Origin of the sequence: Acinetobacter sp. V91_7, from assembly GCF_031799075.1 — a bacterium.
Taxonomy (GTDB): Bacteria; Pseudomonadota; Gammaproteobacteria; order Pseudomonadales; family Moraxellaceae; genus Acinetobacter; species Acinetobacter calcoaceticus.
This window is the reverse complement of record NZ_JAVQNT010000041.1, coordinates 19,361-35,696: the sequence shown is the minus strand read 5'-3', so window position 1 is coordinate 35,696 and position 16,336 is coordinate 19,361. Positions and strand designations below refer to the sequence as shown.

Below are 16,336 nucleotides of genomic sequence, written 5' to 3'. Positions count from 1 at the left end.
AGTTTTGAAATGTCTTTAATTTATATACCCATACCGCATGAAGATGAATCAGCAGCAAGTTTAATTTTACGCGCCACAGAAAAAAATGGTTATAGAAGTTCTACGAGCTTTATCTATGCTTATAACTTAAAAGTACATACTAAAAGTTTAAATGCTTTTTTTGCAAATCGAGAAAAGTTCCGAGTTCTACTTCACCATCTTGAATTAGACCCCGAATATGAGAAACTTGCCCCACTAAGTGTCGGCCCAACAAAAAGACATTTAAAAGAACTTGATAATCAACTATTTCCAGAGAATTTTCTTAGTGTAGATGCAACAAAGCTCTGCCCTAGCTGTATAGCTGAGAAACATTATCTTAGAAAAATTTGGTTATTTAAGCACTTAACAGTATGCATAGAGCATAAGACAAAACTCATATCAGAATGTCCAAACTGCGGCACACTCATGACAGCTAATAGACGTGCTATACATTTGTGTTATCACTGTGAATATGATTTCAGAGAACAGAAAAGCAATGAATTAATTAATTCTGCTGAACTAAAAGCGAATCAATGGATTATAAGTTGTTTAGAAGCGAATTCATTAATTAATTTAAATAAAATCAATAAATTATTCAACTTAATCAACTCAACCAGAATTTTATATTCGAATATTCAAATTTATCTTCCCGATATTGTTATAGCATATTATTATTTTAATAATAAAATTGAATACCAGAATTCAATTTTAAAGATAGCTCAAGACAATATTAATATTACCCACCCCCGCTTACTTTTAATTTATTTCATTGCATTTGAAAAGAAAAATTCCGAAAGTCTCTACAATATACTTTCAGAATTATCTAAAATTAATTTTATTACAGATACTTCTGAATATTTCTTCTCTCGCCGATTAGCTTGTATTGCCTTAAATTTATCTGCATCTACTTTACATAGAAATTATCTACCAGATTTGAATTCCTCATCAAAAATATCATCGAAGATTATTGAAGATATCCTCATGGGTAAGAAAAAAAAGATAAATCCCATTGAAATTGATCTTGATAAATATTGTGATATAAAACAACTAACTATAATTTTAGCTATCAACTATGATCTGGCTAATAAACTATTTTATCACTCAAATATCTTTCAAGTTGAATCACTAAAAATTGGTTCAAAAACAATCAAAGCTATAAAACTTAAGGATTTCTTGAAATTTGATAAGAACTATATGTTAGCTAGTTGCTTTGCAGAATCACTAGGTATCAATCCAGCTATTATTTATAAGCGGTTAAAATTTCTTAACATTCTCCCCGCGCATGGTCCAGAGATAAATGGGATCCCGATAAATATCTATTTAAGAAAAGATTTAGAAAACATTACTAAAGACCAAATTTTAGATATTACTAATTATGAAAGAAGAACAACGAATAAAAGTTTTATAAAATTCCAATTACAACTTGAAATCCAATATATTTGCGACAGACTTAAAATCAATAAAATGCAGTTTAACAAATTAGTAAAATGTGGATTAATTGAAAAATGGGATTATAAAGAACATAAATGCTTCTTTAATCGAAACAAAGTAAATAATATTTTTAGACTTAGAAATAGCGATGATCACTTAACTATTGATGATGCTAGAGAAGTTTTACAAGTCTCTAAAAACTGGTTTTTTAAATATTGGGTTATAACGGGTTTCATTGAAGTAATTGATCTTTGTTTGTGGCGACTCGTGTCAAAACAACAAGTAGAAGAGGTTCTAAAAATTAAAGAAAACTATTTTACTGGTGTAGAAGCGAGCAAATTTCTTGGTATGCAAAACTCGCATGTCACAAATTTAGCATCTCAAGAGATCATTACCCCTGTTTATCTCGGCAAAGGTCCTAAAATTAGGCTTTTTAAAAAGGAAGATATCTTTGCTCTAAAAGACAACTATCTAGATGATCTCGTAAAGACTTAAAACATTACCAGATCATCTGAAATTTTTATTTAGAGTAGTGCATATTCTTATATAACTCTACCACCCATTCCTGTTTATACTCTACCAGTCGTTCCAGCTTTAAGTAAGCCTTCTTAAATTTTTTATTGAAAATGATCACTTCTGAGAGTTTTAGATATGCTAACTAGAAAGCTAACATCTGAGCGTGATATCGCTAAAGCAGCTGCTTATATATTGCGAGAAAGCTTTATTAAAGCCGCCAGTAGTGGAAAAGTACTTTACGTAGAGAATGATATTCTTTGGAGTAAGACTCCACATGGTCAACCAGTTTTCATTAAAAAATTAGCTGGTCGAAATCCTAGTCTTTGCAAAAGAATTACTAATCGCGGAACTTTTAAAATTAAAAAACGGAATGTTCAGTTGGTAAATACTTATAAATCAATACAATAAACACTTTTCCATTAATATTTGCATATTATTACTAGTTTAAACAAGGTAGTCTTATGATTATTTGAGCACCTGTTATTATCATACTTGGAAGCTATTAAACTGCGAGGTTAGCTTCTCCTCATAAGTACTTTTTAATTAATTCAAGGCACTTATCAATTATCTATTTTTGAGATATTCTGACTGATTTTCTTGATATTCTACCATGTGTATGTTGTTCACTATAGAAGCTGAATAAAGGATATCTTGATGATAAATTCCTAGCCAGTCACTGTCAGTTCCCAATATTAAGCAGATCATCTCCTTAATATTTTCTTCTCTAGATAAGTAATTATATGTTTGCGGCCACTCATTTTTATCTTTTGTAGAGGGTCTTGCTGTTATTTGGGGATGCGAATGCCACTCGCCTAAATATTGAAGGCTACCTCTGCTCTCTAAATGTAATTGGTCAACTAGTTCTTGATGACCGTCATTATTCCTTTTGCAAGAATATCTAGTTCGATTATCAGTTGGCATAGGAGGAGTGAATTTTCTAATAAAAAAATGTTTATCCTTTCGTTCGCCAATAATCACACCACAAGCTTCTAGTTGAGAGACTTCTTTTTGTCTAAAGCAGTTAATTTGATCAAAAGCAATTTTATCTATGATAATAAATATCTCATCTCTAATCGTATGATCAATAATAGTTTTCCAAATAATAAGATCACTCATTGTAGTGTACTACAACATGGGCAATCCGATGCTTTTGGAGCATCATTGGATATTATTTTACTCCCTTGCCATCGTTCAGAATATCTTGTTCTATATCTTGGCGATAAAATGCCATTAACATAATCAAGAACAATATCAGTTCCTAGTGCTGCTGCTGACATGCTTGCAGAAACAGAATAAGGAGTGAAATCACTACATGCTGCATATGCATGAGTAGGTGTATTATTTTTTAAAGCATCATATTGCTCGAGGAAAACACTGCCCGCATTTTGTAAGCAACTTCGACACGCAAAATTAGAGGCTGAGTCTTTTCTATTTGGCTCATTCAATAAACCTTGTACACATTCACCATTATCCCTGATCCACAAATGTATTAAACATGGTTGAGGATAGTCTAAATTTAACCTCCATTCAGATAAAAGCTCACCTATGCTTGGTTTAGCTGTAGCATCAAAAATAATATCAGCATCAGTTAAATCAAAACCATTTACTTTTGTGCCTATGAACTGCTCAATGGAGTTTTTGAAAGTTTTAATATTAAGTTGCGGAAGATCATTGTAAAGTTGATCTTTCAGTGCTTCTACTTTAGGACGACCTATGTAATTTTTACCTAAGAAATGTCGGCCAATATTATCTTCAGATAAATTATCAGGATCGATGAGTATTAATTCGCCTGACTCGGAACCTGCACCGAGCCTAGCTAAGTTATGTGCCAAATATCCACCAATAGCACCATTTCCTACTACAATAATAGTTCGACAAGATAAATTTTCTTGTTCCATTGCTTTTATATTCCTATTAAAAATAAATTCCGCAGTAGTATTAATTGTACTTGTAGGTACTAAACCAATCTGTGCTAATAAACTTGAAGATTTGATTTTGTCTAAGTCACTGGTTACTCCTAATAAGTTAATTTCTTGAGATATAGATTTATAGCTTGAGTACTCTTTTAATGGCTTAGGGAGTGCTATACAAAAAGAAAGAGGAATACCATCTATGATAAGACAGCAATAAAATTCTGTTTTAACCTCTATATCTGATCGCCTGAATAATTCATAAAACAAATCTTTCCACAGTTTTAAAGATGATCTTTGCCACATACGTAACCAAAATATTAAGTCTATTAGTCTTAGTATGGGCATATCTTGGCTAACAATATGGTTTTTACTTACATGTACTTCAGCTTGATAATCAAAAATTCTTTTAGAAAAAATTGATAAACTCGGTAATGGCTCATCATTAGACGGGGAGTTCAAAACTAGAAAATGGGTCTTGATTTTTTGATAAGTATTTTTTTCTTTAATTTTCCATGGAACTAAACTTGTAAAAGATTCATATTTAATAGTTGAACTTTCTATTAAGTGGACATACGAATATGCACTTAGCACATAAATATTGAAGTGCTGTAGTAAATTGTTTTCTTGTTCTGTTAGATCTTCAGTTGGTTGATTGGCTTCGCTCTTCTTAAAGTTATTATTAATTTTTATAAATAGATTATCTAACTCAGCTCTTCTAGCATAATTAAAGTCTATTTCACTGAAATGCAGGATATCACTTAATTGCTCCCACATGATATTCAAGTCTCTTCTAATATCCTCATCACGAGAATTTACTTCTACTAGTGACTCATTAAATAATTTTAAACATTGTTCTAAAAGCCATTCAAATATAGCTATAGGATTGGTTCTTGGTAGAGAAATCTCATTATGCAGGCTGTAACAGCATTTTAGGTAGTATTGTGAGTTTTCATCCTCAGTGGCTAGAGGGTTGTAAAAAGGCATAGGTAGAAAATGAGCTAATCCAATTAATTGTTGGAGTTCACTACAAAGTGGACCCTTTATATATACTTCAGGAAGAGAAATAAAGTTCCAATCAATAATTTGGATGATTAGCTCGACCTTACTAATTTTATCATTCGGTAGAGGTATATTTAATTCACCATGCCATGTATCTATGAATATCGGTTTAAATGTATCGAGTGAGATAGTAGATAAATGGAGTGCAGAGGCCGGAGCGGGAAATAGGGAGTGACAAAAACCCTTAGAAGTTAGGTAAGTACTAATTAGCTCTATAAGCTTAGTTCTTTGTTTTAATTGAGTTGGTAACACGACTACTCCAGTAAAATTATCTGCTACATATCATTTAACACATAGCAGATAAGGTTCTATTATAATTAACCACTAGACTGAGACTTTAGTTTCACTGAACTATCGCGACGGATGGAAGGAGTCTGAAGAATATTAGGAATACTATCTTCAGGATTCTGATGATCATTTCTCACTAGTGATGTATCAGTAGGAATACGATTACCAAAACTCGCAGTTAAATACGCTAGTGAAGTAGACGGACTCATTACACCTTGTTGAAGTGCTTGCATAATATTCTTATGAAGTTGTCTTGCAGCTTGTGCATTTTCAAGTCTTTGAGAAGCATTTGCTCTATTAAAATCTTCTGTTTCATGGTCTTCCATATCTTCTACATAGATATCATTCGCCAAGATTGTATCAAGGTTCGAAGTTACTATAGATAATGCCTGATCATCACGCCCTTGGACATAAGTATAACTTTTAACCGCAGCAATCATCAAAACAATGGATGTTGGTCCTTTTTCTTCCCACTGTTGATCTCTCCAACCTTTTAAATAGCGGGCGATATAGCGTAGCTGTCTGCCTGCATTTGGGTGTTTTTGACACTGTTTTTTAAACCAATTACGTACTTTTTCACAATCCGAAGGAAACCAGCTTCCATCTTCTTTAGCCATATGAATCATTTCAATTGATTCAAGATCAATTAAAGATTCATTTTCAAAAATTTCATTATTCAATGCAAAATCATAAGATTCCATTGAATAACTAGTACTTTCAAAACGTTCCTGGAGTGACTTATCTGATTTTTGCGCTGAGTCTAAAACAAGTTGATGTTGGTTTTGGATGTCCTTAAACATATCATTCGGAACTGCATATAACGGTACATCCATATGAGCAAGCGGTGCTACCCCACTTATTCTTATACAACTTGGTTTTTGATCAACACTCCACCCTGTATTTTCTTGCGCAAGCTCAGTTAAAGCATCATAAACAACTTGAATATATTTTTTAGCTTCCTCTGAAGAATTAGGTTTTCCCTCATCATTTAAGGTAAATACGCTAGCAGGGAGATAAGCACCATAGTCTAAGTCAAGCTCTTGTCCTTTGTGTGGTTGAGCTGGAATATTACAAGTACCATAGGCAAAAGAACCCTGTACTCGGAATTTTGGTTTTGTACCGTACTCCTGTTCTAATACTTGCTCTAATTTATTGCGGACTTTTATTTGGCACTCTTTAAGTTTATCGACAAGTTTTGGAGGAGGTAATAACTTAGTTGCATATCCATTTTCTTCATTTTGATAAACTAAATGTAAGTTAGCTGTAGATGTATTTTGCATTTTGTGTCCTATTAATTAAATATTTTTATTCGGTCCATGGTGCCATTTGGGGCTAGGAGCCACATGACTCATAATTTGAATAAGTTCAGGTTTCGCTATTGCGATCTTTGAACTGGAGCGAGCATTACCAATAAGAGTTTCTTGTGACCACTCGCTTACTAGATCTAACCCTACATAGTCAGTACTTTTTGCAACAAGGTTTTCATCAATTTTAAAAGAGATACCTTTATGCCTTGTAAGTCTATGATCTGCAATTTGTTGCATTAGCATCTGTTGATTAGCTAATGTCAAGTCAATAATATTTCTTGCACTATCACCTAGTTTGTATTTTGATTCCGCCCAATCTATAAGACCACCATCTTTATTATTTGAGGCATTAACGGTTCTTTTTGATGAAAGAGTACCAATGGAGAGTAGAGCGATATCTTTAAGACTAACATCAAAGAAATAATCTGCTTCGTGTAATCCAATTAAATTAGGATTGTTAGCACACAATCCTCCATCTACATACTGTTGATTCTCTATCATATGTCTTGGGAAATACATAGGCGCGGCAGAGGTAGCTAAAGCAATATCAACTAACTTAAACTTCCAATCACGTCTAAAGTCTTGATGGTGAGGTGTCTTAAAGACAACTGGTTTTCCTTCTGTGTAGTTAATAGAAGGAATAATGACAGGGTGCTTTGCATCAGCCAGTATTTTCTCGCCAAATAGTTCTGGTGAACTTAAAAGTTGTTTTAAACCATCAGCAGTGTAATTCGAACGTCTATAACCAAACCATCTGCTATACCAGCGTCTTTTTTTAAAAATTTCATGACCATGCTGAACAAATAGTTCAACTACCTTTTGCATTGGTATTTCAAGAGCAATAGCAATTGCAATAATACCTCCAACAGAAGTTCCTGTTATAAGATCGAAACGTTGGCCAATTGGTGAGCCAAACTCTTCTTCCAAATCTGCAAGAACCTGTGCAGTATATAACCCACGGTACCCACCACCAGATAACGCTAAAATTTGAAACGGCTTAGTTTCTATATCCATTTTCATACCTGTAATAAAGGTTAATTTCGTTATTTTTAACAGTGGCTTACCTATAATCTTATAAAATAAAGCCTGTCTCATTTTGTAATGATGTGGTGGTTTTTTGTATAATTTCAAGTGAATCCTTATGAAAAAATGATTTTTCTTTCAGAAAAAAATGACGGTTCGTTTATAAATATTTATCTAGAGATCAATATCATTCAATATAGATTTAATAAAAAGAACTTTAGTTTCCAGTTCAACTATTCTCTTAGAAATACATCGATCATATTTATGTAAGAAATTTTCAAAGTCAGGATGTTTATGGATAATATCCTGAATAAGAATTTGTTCTACCTTGTTTCTCTGCAATGATTTTTCAATAATGTTTTGCTCGGTAAGTAATACTTCTTTTATTTTCTCTTGCTGAATATTTTCCTTATGTACTTTAAGTCGAAGAGCCTCACTATATCTATATATCCTATTGTTCTCAGCTTTCTTTTCACACTTTAAATATTTGCACTCGACTAGAATGGCTAGCCCTCTATAGATTAACTGGCGGTCCTGATCTCCCATGTTTTTTCTTTTTTCAAAAATGGCTTGGACAAAATCATTTGCTCTCCAATTCAATATTTCATTACTCTCAAGGATTTCAAAAAATTCATGGTAAAAGGGTAAAGTCAGTTTAGACATACAAATATAAGATCAACAATTGAAATAGAAAATGAACAATGGGTTAGTTAGCCAAAGTATAGATAAGCATGGGAAAGTACTGGTCTTTCCTATGCTTCATTAAAGTTTAAACCGAAGTAAATTAACGATATGTCCGAATTAAATTATTTTCCAAATAACGATTGGTATAATTGTTTTCAAACCAATGCATCATATCTGCACCAAAATAAATATTGGTATATATACGGCTATCGACTCCAATTGCTGAGATGGTTTGCCAAGAACGAGTCATAATCGCAACTGGACTACCCTTTTTATCAAATTCAATTAAAGCTGGATCTACATCATAACGATTAGATGCACCATTAAAGGCAGTAATCGCTTGTCTTAAATTATTATTCAGTGATGCATTTACATCTTTCTTATATAAACGAACTTCATTACCTCTAGCTAATGCTTGCTCAATAAAAAGTTGTGCAGCCAAGTCCTTTTCTGAAACGTAAATACCATTATTAATTCTACGATTTGCTTCTGAAAAATTAGCTTGGTGAGTAATATATTTTTCTAGAAAGATGGCATCGAAAGTTCGTTTCTCTAATTTGTACTTATCCTTTAATAAAGCTGAGTTTAGAGTGATGACGTTATTATTGCCTTGTGAAGAAAGTACTAAGAACTTATTGCGAATATTTTCATCCCGCATATCGTTCCAAACCTTAACTGTACCATTACTCACCCACCCATCATAAGCTTGAACTCCTTTAGAAATAGTTTTTGCGGTTGAATTTGCAGCTTCCTGCATTTGTTGGCAACCAACTAAAGTCAAACTGAAAAAGGTAATTATACTTAATGGAATTTTGCTCATTTTTAATTCACTTACAACATTAAAAATGAGGATTATAATCCGTGGACTATTAATCCGCAAAAAATAATAGTTCTATTCTTTATGTGAATAGAATTTATGCAAGATTTATCTATAAAAGTTGGACAATTAATTCGTAAAAAACGTAAAGAGAAAGAAATCAGTCAGGAAAAATTGGCATTACTCTGCAATATAGATCGCAGTTATCTAGGCCGAATTGAAAGAGGTGAAGTCAATATTACGATATTAAAACTGTATGAAATCTCTAATGTTCTAGAGACTAATGCTAAAGATTTATTGCCTGATAATTAATTTAAAATTTTTAATCTATTTAATATGTTATTCATTAGTCTTTCTCTGTAAATAACGCTTCGATTTCATCCCAATCAGGTAAAATATGCTTCTTTTGCACGACTTCAAATTGTAATCCAACCTCATCCAGTATACGCTCAAAGATATCAAAAGATCCTGTAAAACGGCCATTCTCAATTTCAGATATGGTTGTTTTATTAATTCTAGTTAATTCAGATAGTTTCTGCTGTGTATAGCCTTTGCTTTTTCTTGCTTCTTTTACTTTTTCACCTATCTGGCCTCTATGCGCCATCGTATTCCTCTCATACAAAATTAGCTATATGGCTAACATTCTATAAATAATGAATAAAGTTAGCTATATAGCTAACTTTATAAGATCTATTAATCTATCTCACCGAGTACCCTACTAGAAAACAGGAATGAACTTTTCAAAAGTATTAGTTTTAAAATCTTTTGATGATTACACTCTTCAATTGCTTTACAAGAGAAAAGACTATGTTTACTCATTACCTATCCCATTCTAAAGGACATATTTTTGTCGTAGGTGATATCCACGGTTGTTATTCTCTTCTAATGCAAAAATTAGATGAACACAATTTTGACTTTGATAATGATTTACTTATATCAGTGGGTGATCTAATAGATAAAGGTCCAGAAAATATCGATTGTCTAACTCTTATCAACCAACCATGGTTCACTATGATTCGGGGAAATCATGAGGAAATGTGTATCTTAGGAAAAACTGATCTTAGAATTCGGGATATACACTTAAGGAATGGTGGTGAATGGTTCTACTCATTACCACAAAATAAACAATTAGAAATTTCTGCCACCTTTTCTCAACTTCCAATTCTTATAGAGCTAAAAACCTTTAGCAAAAAAATTGGCTTTGTTCATGCAGATATAGATTGCAATGACTGGGAGTTATTCAAGAAAGACGTTGAGCAAGGTAATTATCAAATATCTGGACTACAGTCCGCTTATCAAAAAGCGCTATGGGGCCGAGATCGTATTCGCAACTATTGTGAAGATTATGAACCTATCCGAAATATAGATGAAGTCTATTTAGGGCATACGATCGTGAAATCCCCCATCCAACTTGATAATTGTTTTTATATCGATATCGGTTCTTTTTGGAGTAATAATCTATATATAAAAAAACTCACTTAACCAATGAGTGATTAGAGAACCTATCTTTGGTCAATATTAAAAATTTATAGCTTTAACCTAAACGTCTTGATTCTTTTAATCATATATAATTAAAAGAATCAGAATGAATAACTGGAATTATTCAAATGCTAGAGCTTGTTAGTAGCTGGCAAGCTAGTAGCGCAGGCTAATCTCATTTGTTAATGGTAATAGAATCATTTATATTTTTTGAAGATTAAAATCCTTAATATTCCCCTTATCTCTATCACTTTTTTTTCTTATTACGTCTAATCGTCCCATGTGGAGCTATATTATTACCACCAAACGAATAGATTCCTTTTCTAACCTGGGGGTCTACAAGTTCGATACTAATATTATGTTTTGAACTTTTTTCTACACTATCAGAATACAAAGAATATTTAAATTTTTTGCTTGTTTCATCTTCTGTCCAAAATTTAACAAGAATTGCTGTAATATCATATTCATAACATTTTCTTAAACTAACTGAATCTTTCTCAGGCAAGTCATTTTTTACTTGGGTATTATACTCAGGCTGAAAATATCTAATCAAAGCCATTTCGATCATTAAAGTTTGTTCTCTTAATGACATTTCAAAACTACTTATTTTTCTTATTCTTTTTTCATTTTCTTCGCCATGTACTCTAGTAGGATCCGAAAAATCAACAATGGTTATAGGTTTAATTATGGGCGGAAAATCAAAAAAACCTACTAAAATTGAACGGTCTGGATGTCTTGCCCCCCAATCCAATGATATTTTACCAATTTTTTCATGACCGTCTGCACGCTCTAAAGCATTTTTCTTTTTCTTTATACCTGTCCCTTTTCCCACATACAGCACTTTCATTGTTGTAATATCTTCAATTCCAAGCAGATAAGCAATTTCTATAGCTGTTTTAGAGGTTATAAATTGATTATTTTCATCTTTTATTATTATATCCGTATGTGGGAATTCATCAATTTCCACTCGAACTTTATTATTATGAACAACAAAACTATCAAAAATACTGACACTTTTTATTTTACCTTTAAATCTATAATTCATTTCTACAGTAAAAAAAAGCTGATTATTTATAATTTCATATTTTAATGTATTAGGTATAAAAGTTATTCTTGGACAGTCAACAACGCAATAAATATGACATTTATTAATGATATCTTCATGATTTTCAGAAAATTTATGGTCTAGTGAATGTGAGGTCTTAAAAACATAATGATCATTGTTAGTTTCTAAACCGAAATTAGTCATATAGCTCTTATTCATTTTATCTACTTATATTAAATGTTTATTTCAGCATAAATATAATCACATAAAATGCAACCTTTACTTACAACTATCTAAAACCTGTCCTTAAATCATCCTCACATATCATCTAACATCTTATCGCCTAAAAAAACTAAACGCTAGATTCTTACGGGCATAGCCCGTTAGTAAATTGCGACACCACTACCAAATGATATTTAAATTGACGACTATTTATTTATTTCATGATGAATGCGCTGCCAATGATTAGATAACTGCCTCTTAATAAAGCTATCTTCCATTGTTTCTGAAGCTCTATACGCATAAGTTATAAAGTTACGTTGCTTACGAGCTAAATGACTGTACATACGATAAATTTTTCTACGATAAAGTATAGAGTTATTTTGACTAGCTTTGTTTTTAGAAGACCTTATTTTCGAAACAAGCCTTCTGTAATAGTTAGATATACTTGATGAACGAATTAGAATCTTTTTCCCATTATAAGTAAAACCCAAATATTGCAAAGGCTTATCAACTTTAGTACTGGCATCTACTGCTTTTAATTGTCCAGATTCATTGATAAATTGTATTTTTTCAACTTTAGTTGGATTTATTTTGAGCTGAGAACCACCAAGTTCTCCTAAAGCGCTTTGTAAGGCAATATAGATATCATTGATTTGAACATTTTCAGGAAATAAAACAATAATATCATCACAATAACGTCTATACAGTCCTCCTATTTTTTCCATCAAATCACAGCAATGATAGTCAAAATCTAACATATAAATATTAGAAAGTACGGCTGACATTGGAGAACCCTGTGGAATACCATAGCGTTTTCCCTCTATTCTTTCAGGAAATTGGATCAAATATTTAAATGATTCATTTGGTCCCAAAAACTTATATTTACGAATATCTCGAAAATCCTTTAAGGATTGATGATAGGCGCTTGTCTTTTTCCTTAAGGGATTGGGAATTTTTTCACCTAATCGTTTTCTATTAAGTTTATCGCTCCATCCCAACGCGAGTAATGCATCTTCTATATTCATAAAAGAGTAATTTGTTAAAGACTTAAAAACCATATAGTTATCTTGAGATAAACGATCGACATTATTAACTTTTTGCCACTGTTTTTTTAATATTTCATGATCCAAAGTATCAAAAAAACTAGATAAATCGATAGTTAAGACATTACATCCTTGTGTTTGAGCAATCCAATCAAATACCTCTTTTGCAAAGTCAACATTAGATTTTCCTAAAGAACGATATGCTAATACTGAATTGTTTAAGGATGTCTTTTTAATTAAATTCTCATATTGTCTATCAAGAAGATATGAGTAGTAAGCGTAAATATAACCATCTTTGTTTGCGGCATATCGTAATGGTCGAACTTTAGATACTCTTCGAGTTAAACCATTGTGTCTTCTAATTTTTCTAACACTTTGATCAAAACCAATAAATGGTAAAAACCAATGTTTTGAGACTTTATCAGGATTAGAGACTAATTCAAAAGCAGAGTGAACATCTAATGGAGTATCAAAATGTACTCTCGACTTGAGCCTATTATTGTGGGAATCGTTTATCCGATGTTTTTTATCGTATATTTCTTCTTTGTATTGATTAAAATTTAACAAAACAATTCCATTTAGCAGATCCGTAAGGGCTTGTGGCGCGTCTCACGTTACGCCCTTACGGAGTCTTTAAACTTTGGTTCAAAAACTTCTTAAACCCAGCACTTAATTTAGTCAAAAAAACAGCTTTGACAAACGCATTAAACTTAACATGCTATACTATTGGAGCTAGTATGATCACAAACCACTTGCTAATGATACTGTTAGTGTTGAAACCATGGATTGCCTTAATGGCTAGGTTCATTATTACAATACTTCTTAACAAACTGCTTGACAGTTCAAACTGTCTCCCTTTGCGAGCTAGGCGACCTACTCCAAAGGCAATATTAATTTATTAAAAAATATAAACAAAATCAATATTTAAATTTTAAAACTTCTCTCTCATTAATTATTGCTCCCTCTTCCTAAGAAAAATTCATTTTTTTATATAAATTAACACCAAGTATCAAATTTATAGTTACTCATACAATATTTAATTTAGGAAATACTAGTCAAACAGAAGCCTGCTTCGTTTTATCAGACAAAAAAAGGAAGTTTCAATTGTCGTTTTGGCAAAATAAGGAAGTTTCAATTGTCGTTTTATGCACTTTTCAATTGTCGCACCAAAACCTAAGTCATTGATTTATATGTGCTACCAAGGAAGTTTCAATTGTCGTTTTTCGGATCGAGTTAAAAAAGAGCCTAAATTTTAGGCTCTTTTTAATTTATAGGATAAATAAAATATAGATATTTTAACTATTTCGCTCATTTTTTCTTTTTATAATACAACATGAAAACATATTCACTTTGATTATTAAATTTCACACAACTCGATCACAACATATTGATTTTAATTACTTTAACAACAAATTCGATATAAAAACTTATCCAAGCAGATAAGTTTAGGCTTCTATTAATTCTAATATATCTAAATTATAATAAAATCAGATATAAAGGAAAAAACCATGTTTGAAAGAGACAAAAAAAGCATCATATCCTTACTTTTTGCATGGAATGAAACAGTTTTGCCTCAAATACTTCCTGCACTACTTCTAGTTTTAATAATTTCAACAGCATTTAGCAGTTTGATATATTTTAATGTCATTAAAATTGCAACATTCCCTACTATTAGCTTTTCAATATTTGGTGTTATTTTATCCATTTTCTTAGGTTTCAAAAATACTGCTTGTTATGATCGGTGGTGGGAGGCGAGAAAACTTTGGGGAACATTAATCGCTTCATCAAGACACATTCTCCGTGAAACTCTTCTACTCACAAAATCATATCGAATATTGATACTGAATTATTTAATATTATTCAGTAGCATATTACGCTATAGATTACGTAATATCCCATTAAATGCAGACATACTCTCAAATTATAGTTTTCTTAGCGATTCTGATATCAAAATATTACTAGAACAAAAAAATCCACCTCAATTTATTTTAGAAAAAATACAACATGTTTTGATTACAGCACTAAAAGAACAAGCGGTGACAGATATTATTTACAATCAAATAAACACACATATCACCGATTTAGGTAATGTCCAAGCAGGATGCGATAGAATAAAAGACTCACCTCTTCCATACTCATATTCTGTACTATTACATCGTGCGGTATATTGTTTTTGTTTTACATTACCATTTAGCTTAGAAACCACATTAGGAATTGGCACTCCTTTCTTAGTTGGCCTGATTGCTTATTTATTCTTAGGATTAGATGCTCTCAGCACTCAACTTGAAGAACCTTTTAATTTAAATATTAATGGATTACCTCTCGACAAGATGGTTTCGAATATTGAATATGAAATGAATAAACATTTATGAGATTAATAATATAATTTGATCCCTTCTTATAGATACCAAATAGTATCTGTTCATAGTCTTAATGCTACTCTCTGCTTTTCTCCGACCAAAACGCTTGTGGGAATATTTGTTTGCGAGACTAAACACCCATACGACGTTGTTAAATAGATAAATTTATTTTCTCTTTTTTATCCAAAGCAAAGCTGACTATTTATTTAAATCCAACCTTATGTTGGAGCTATTGGTCTAGCAATCACATGCAAGATACTGTTTTTTCTTGCACCTGAATGTCCACCCAGACCTATTACTAAAGCATCAGAATTTATTGAGTATAGATTACAAAACCGTCGCCTCGACAAAAGCTTGCCAAAGTTAAGCCAGCTGTTTGTGCCATTTGTATTGCCATACTCGTTGGGGCCGAAATCGTTGCAAGTAAAGCTATATTTAAAACAGCACACTTTCGAATCAGCTCATAACTTGCTCGACTAGTCATCACAACAAAGCCTTTCGATAAGTCAAAGTTCTGTGCAGAAATATGCCCCAGCAATTTATCTAATGCATTATGACGTCCAACATCTTCAAATAAAGCTAGAATTATTCCATTCTCAACCCAAGCTGCAGCATGCGCTCCCCCTGTAACAGCCGTAATTTTTTGCTGACTTTTTAATTGTTTCACTGCGCTAGGGATTTCACTTAACCAATCTGATTTAACTGGATGACTAATTTTTGGTAAAGAAAAATGTAATTGTTGTAGGCTCTCTATACCGCATAAGCCACATCCTGTTCTACCAATGAGCATTCTGCGGTGTTCTTTTAATGCCATAAAAGCTTTTGATGAAATCTGCATCTCAACCTGTATGCCAAAATTATTCTGAATTATATCAATTGAGTAAATTTCTTTTAAACTTCCAACTATCCCTTCAGAAAGACTAAAGCCTTTTGCAAATTCAACTACATCAGTTGGTGTAGCCATCATAACAGCATGCGATATACCATTATAAACTAAGGCAATAGGATACTCTTGAACAACTTTATCAAACTGAGTCTCTGTTTGGCCTTTCTCAAATCGTGTAATTTGAATTGACTCATAACCTGACAATTTTAGCTCCAACTTTAGTTTTCCTTACAATTAAGAATGGC

The 16,336-nt window shown here is 32.1% G+C and carries 15 protein-coding genes; 5 read left to right on the top strand and 10 right to left on the bottom strand.

Going from position 1 to position 16,336, the window contains the following annotated elements:
- Nucleotides 1–9: 9 nt before the first annotated feature.
- The gene (locus RMB03_RS13700; protein WP_311076624.1) at nt 10–1,944 is read left to right on the top strand and encodes a TniQ family protein; all 1,935 of its coding nucleotides are present in this window, start codon (nt 10–12) and stop codon (nt 1,942–1,944) included.
- A 156-nt stretch (nt 1,945–2,100) separates the two neighbouring features.
- Nucleotides 2,101–2,373 carry a hypothetical protein gene (locus RMB03_RS13695; protein WP_311076623.1) on the top strand — a complete coding sequence of 91 codons (273 nt, stop codon included), beginning with the start codon at nt 2,101–2,103 and terminating at the stop codon, nt 2,371–2,373.
- Nucleotides 2,374–2,529: 156 nt separating this feature from the next.
- Here the strand turns inward: RMB03_RS13695 and RMB03_RS13690 are convergent, their stop codons facing one another.
- From RMB03_RS13690 to RMB03_RS13665, 6 genes are all read right to left on the bottom strand, one after another.
- Nucleotides 2,530–3,081, bottom strand: coding sequence for a Mov34/MPN/PAD-1 family protein (locus RMB03_RS13690; RefSeq protein ID WP_311076622.1), 552 nt, complete (start codon nt 3,079–3,081; stop codon nt 2,530–2,532).
- A complete protein-coding gene (locus RMB03_RS13685; RefSeq protein ID WP_311076621.1) occupies nt 3,078–5,189 on the bottom strand; it encodes a ThiF family adenylyltransferase in 2,112 nt (703 codons plus the stop codon). Before RMB03_RS13685 ends, RMB03_RS13690 begins: the two co-directional genes overlap by 4 nt.
- A gap of 65 nt (nt 5,190–5,254) precedes the next feature.
- Complete coding sequence (locus RMB03_RS13680) at nt 5,255–6,505, bottom strand: CBASS cGAMP synthase (RefSeq protein WP_311076620.1); 1,251 nt, start codon at nt 6,503–6,505, stop codon at nt 5,255–5,257.
- A gap of 15 nt (nt 6,506–6,520) precedes the next feature.
- The gene (locus tag RMB03_RS13675; protein ID WP_311076619.1) at nt 6,521–7,663 is read right to left on the bottom strand and encodes a CBASS cGAMP-activated phospholipase; all 1,143 of its coding nucleotides are present in this window, start codon (nt 7,661–7,663) and stop codon (nt 6,521–6,523) included.
- Nucleotides 7,664–7,729: 66 nt separating this feature from the next.
- The gene (locus RMB03_RS13670; RefSeq protein ID WP_311076618.1) at nt 7,730–8,218 is read right to left on the bottom strand and encodes a hypothetical protein; all 489 of its coding nucleotides are present in this window, start codon (nt 8,216–8,218) and stop codon (nt 7,730–7,732) included.
- Nucleotides 8,219–8,339: 121 nt separating this feature from the next.
- Complete coding sequence (locus RMB03_RS13665) at nt 8,340–9,059, bottom strand: hypothetical protein (RefSeq protein ID WP_311076617.1); 720 nt, start codon at nt 9,057–9,059, stop codon at nt 8,340–8,342.
- A 96-nt stretch (nt 9,060–9,155) separates the two neighbouring features.
- On the opposite strand from RMB03_RS13665, the gene RMB03_RS13660 reads away from it, so the two are divergent.
- Nucleotides 9,156–9,368, top strand: coding sequence for a helix-turn-helix transcriptional regulator (locus tag RMB03_RS13660; RefSeq protein WP_311076616.1), 213 nt, complete (start codon nt 9,156–9,158; stop codon nt 9,366–9,368).
- Between the two features lie 34 nt (nt 9,369–9,402).
- Here the strand turns inward: RMB03_RS13660 and RMB03_RS13655 are convergent, their stop codons facing one another.
- Nucleotides 9,403–9,660: a helix-turn-helix transcriptional regulator gene (locus RMB03_RS13655; protein ID WP_311076615.1), complete on the bottom strand. Its 258-nt coding sequence runs from the start codon at nt 9,658–9,660 to the stop codon at nt 9,403–9,405.
- 203 nt (nt 9,661–9,863) lie between these two features.
- On the opposite strand from RMB03_RS13655, the gene RMB03_RS13650 reads away from it, so the two are divergent.
- Complete coding sequence (locus tag RMB03_RS13650) at nt 9,864–10,538, top strand: metallophosphoesterase (RefSeq protein ID WP_311076614.1); 675 nt, start codon at nt 9,864–9,866, stop codon at nt 10,536–10,538.
- Nucleotides 10,539–10,782: 244 nt separating this feature from the next.
- On the opposite strand, the gene RMB03_RS13645 is transcribed toward RMB03_RS13650, so the two are convergent.
- On the bottom strand, nt 10,783–11,784 hold the full coding sequence (locus RMB03_RS13645; RefSeq protein ID WP_311076613.1) for a hypothetical protein: 1,002 nt from the start codon (nt 11,782–11,784) through the stop codon (nt 10,783–10,785).
- A gap of 224 nt (nt 11,785–12,008) precedes the next feature.
- On the bottom strand, nt 12,009–13,412 hold the full coding sequence (gene drt2 / locus RMB03_RS13640; RefSeq protein WP_311076612.1) for an antiviral reverse transcriptase Drt2: 1,404 nt from the start codon (nt 13,410–13,412) through the stop codon (nt 12,009–12,011).
- 941 nt (nt 13,413–14,353) lie between these two features.
- Between drt2 and RMB03_RS13635 the strand changes: the two genes are divergently transcribed.
- Nucleotides 14,354–15,217, top strand: coding sequence for a bestrophin family ion channel (locus tag RMB03_RS13635; protein WP_311076611.1), 864 nt, complete (start codon nt 14,354–14,356; stop codon nt 15,215–15,217).
- A 301-nt stretch (nt 15,218–15,518) separates the two neighbouring features.
- On the opposite strand, the gene fdhD is transcribed toward RMB03_RS13635, so the two are convergent.
- A complete protein-coding gene (gene fdhD / locus RMB03_RS13630) occupies nt 15,519–16,307 on the bottom strand; it encodes a formate dehydrogenase accessory sulfurtransferase FdhD (RefSeq protein ID WP_311076610.1) in 789 nt (262 codons plus the stop codon).
- Between the last annotated feature and the right edge of the window lie 29 nt (nt 16,308–16,336).

Excerpts from the sequence above, each read along its gene's own strand:
- RMB03_RS13700 (WP_311076624.1), top strand. The coding sequence starts at position 10 with ATGTCTTTAATTTATATACCCATACCGCATGAAGATGAATCAGCAGCA.
- RMB03_RS13695 (WP_311076623.1), top strand. The coding sequence starts at position 2,101 with ATGCTAACTAGAAAGCTAACATCTGAGCGTGATATCGCTAAAGCAGCT.
- RMB03_RS13690 (WP_311076622.1), bottom strand. The coding sequence starts at position 3,081 with ATGAGTGATCTTATTATTTGGAAAACTATTATTGATCATACGATTAGA.
- RMB03_RS13680 (WP_311076620.1), bottom strand. The coding sequence starts at position 6,505 with ATGCAAAATACATCTACAGCTAACTTACATTTAGTTTATCAAAATGAA.
- RMB03_RS13670 (WP_311076618.1), bottom strand. The coding sequence starts at position 8,218 with ATGTCTAAACTGACTTTACCCTTTTACCATGAATTTTTTGAAATCCTT.
- RMB03_RS13665 (WP_311076617.1), bottom strand. The coding sequence starts at position 9,059 with ATGAGCAAAATTCCATTAAGTATAATTACCTTTTTCAGTTTGACTTTA.
- RMB03_RS13660 (WP_311076616.1), top strand. The coding sequence starts at position 9,156 with ATGCAAGATTTATCTATAAAAGTTGGACAATTAATTCGTAAAAAACGT.
- RMB03_RS13655 (WP_311076615.1), bottom strand. The coding sequence starts at position 9,660 with ATGGCGCATAGAGGCCAGATAGGTGAAAAAGTAAAAGAAGCAAGAAAA.
- RMB03_RS13650 (WP_311076614.1), top strand. The coding sequence starts at position 9,864 with ATGTTTACTCATTACCTATCCCATTCTAAAGGACATATTTTTGTCGTA.
- RMB03_RS13645 (WP_311076613.1), bottom strand. The coding sequence starts at position 11,784 with ATGACTAATTTCGGTTTAGAAACTAACAATGATCATTATGTTTTTAAG.
- RMB03_RS13635 (WP_311076611.1), top strand. The coding sequence starts at position 14,354 with ATGTTTGAAAGAGACAAAAAAAGCATCATATCCTTACTTTTTGCATGG.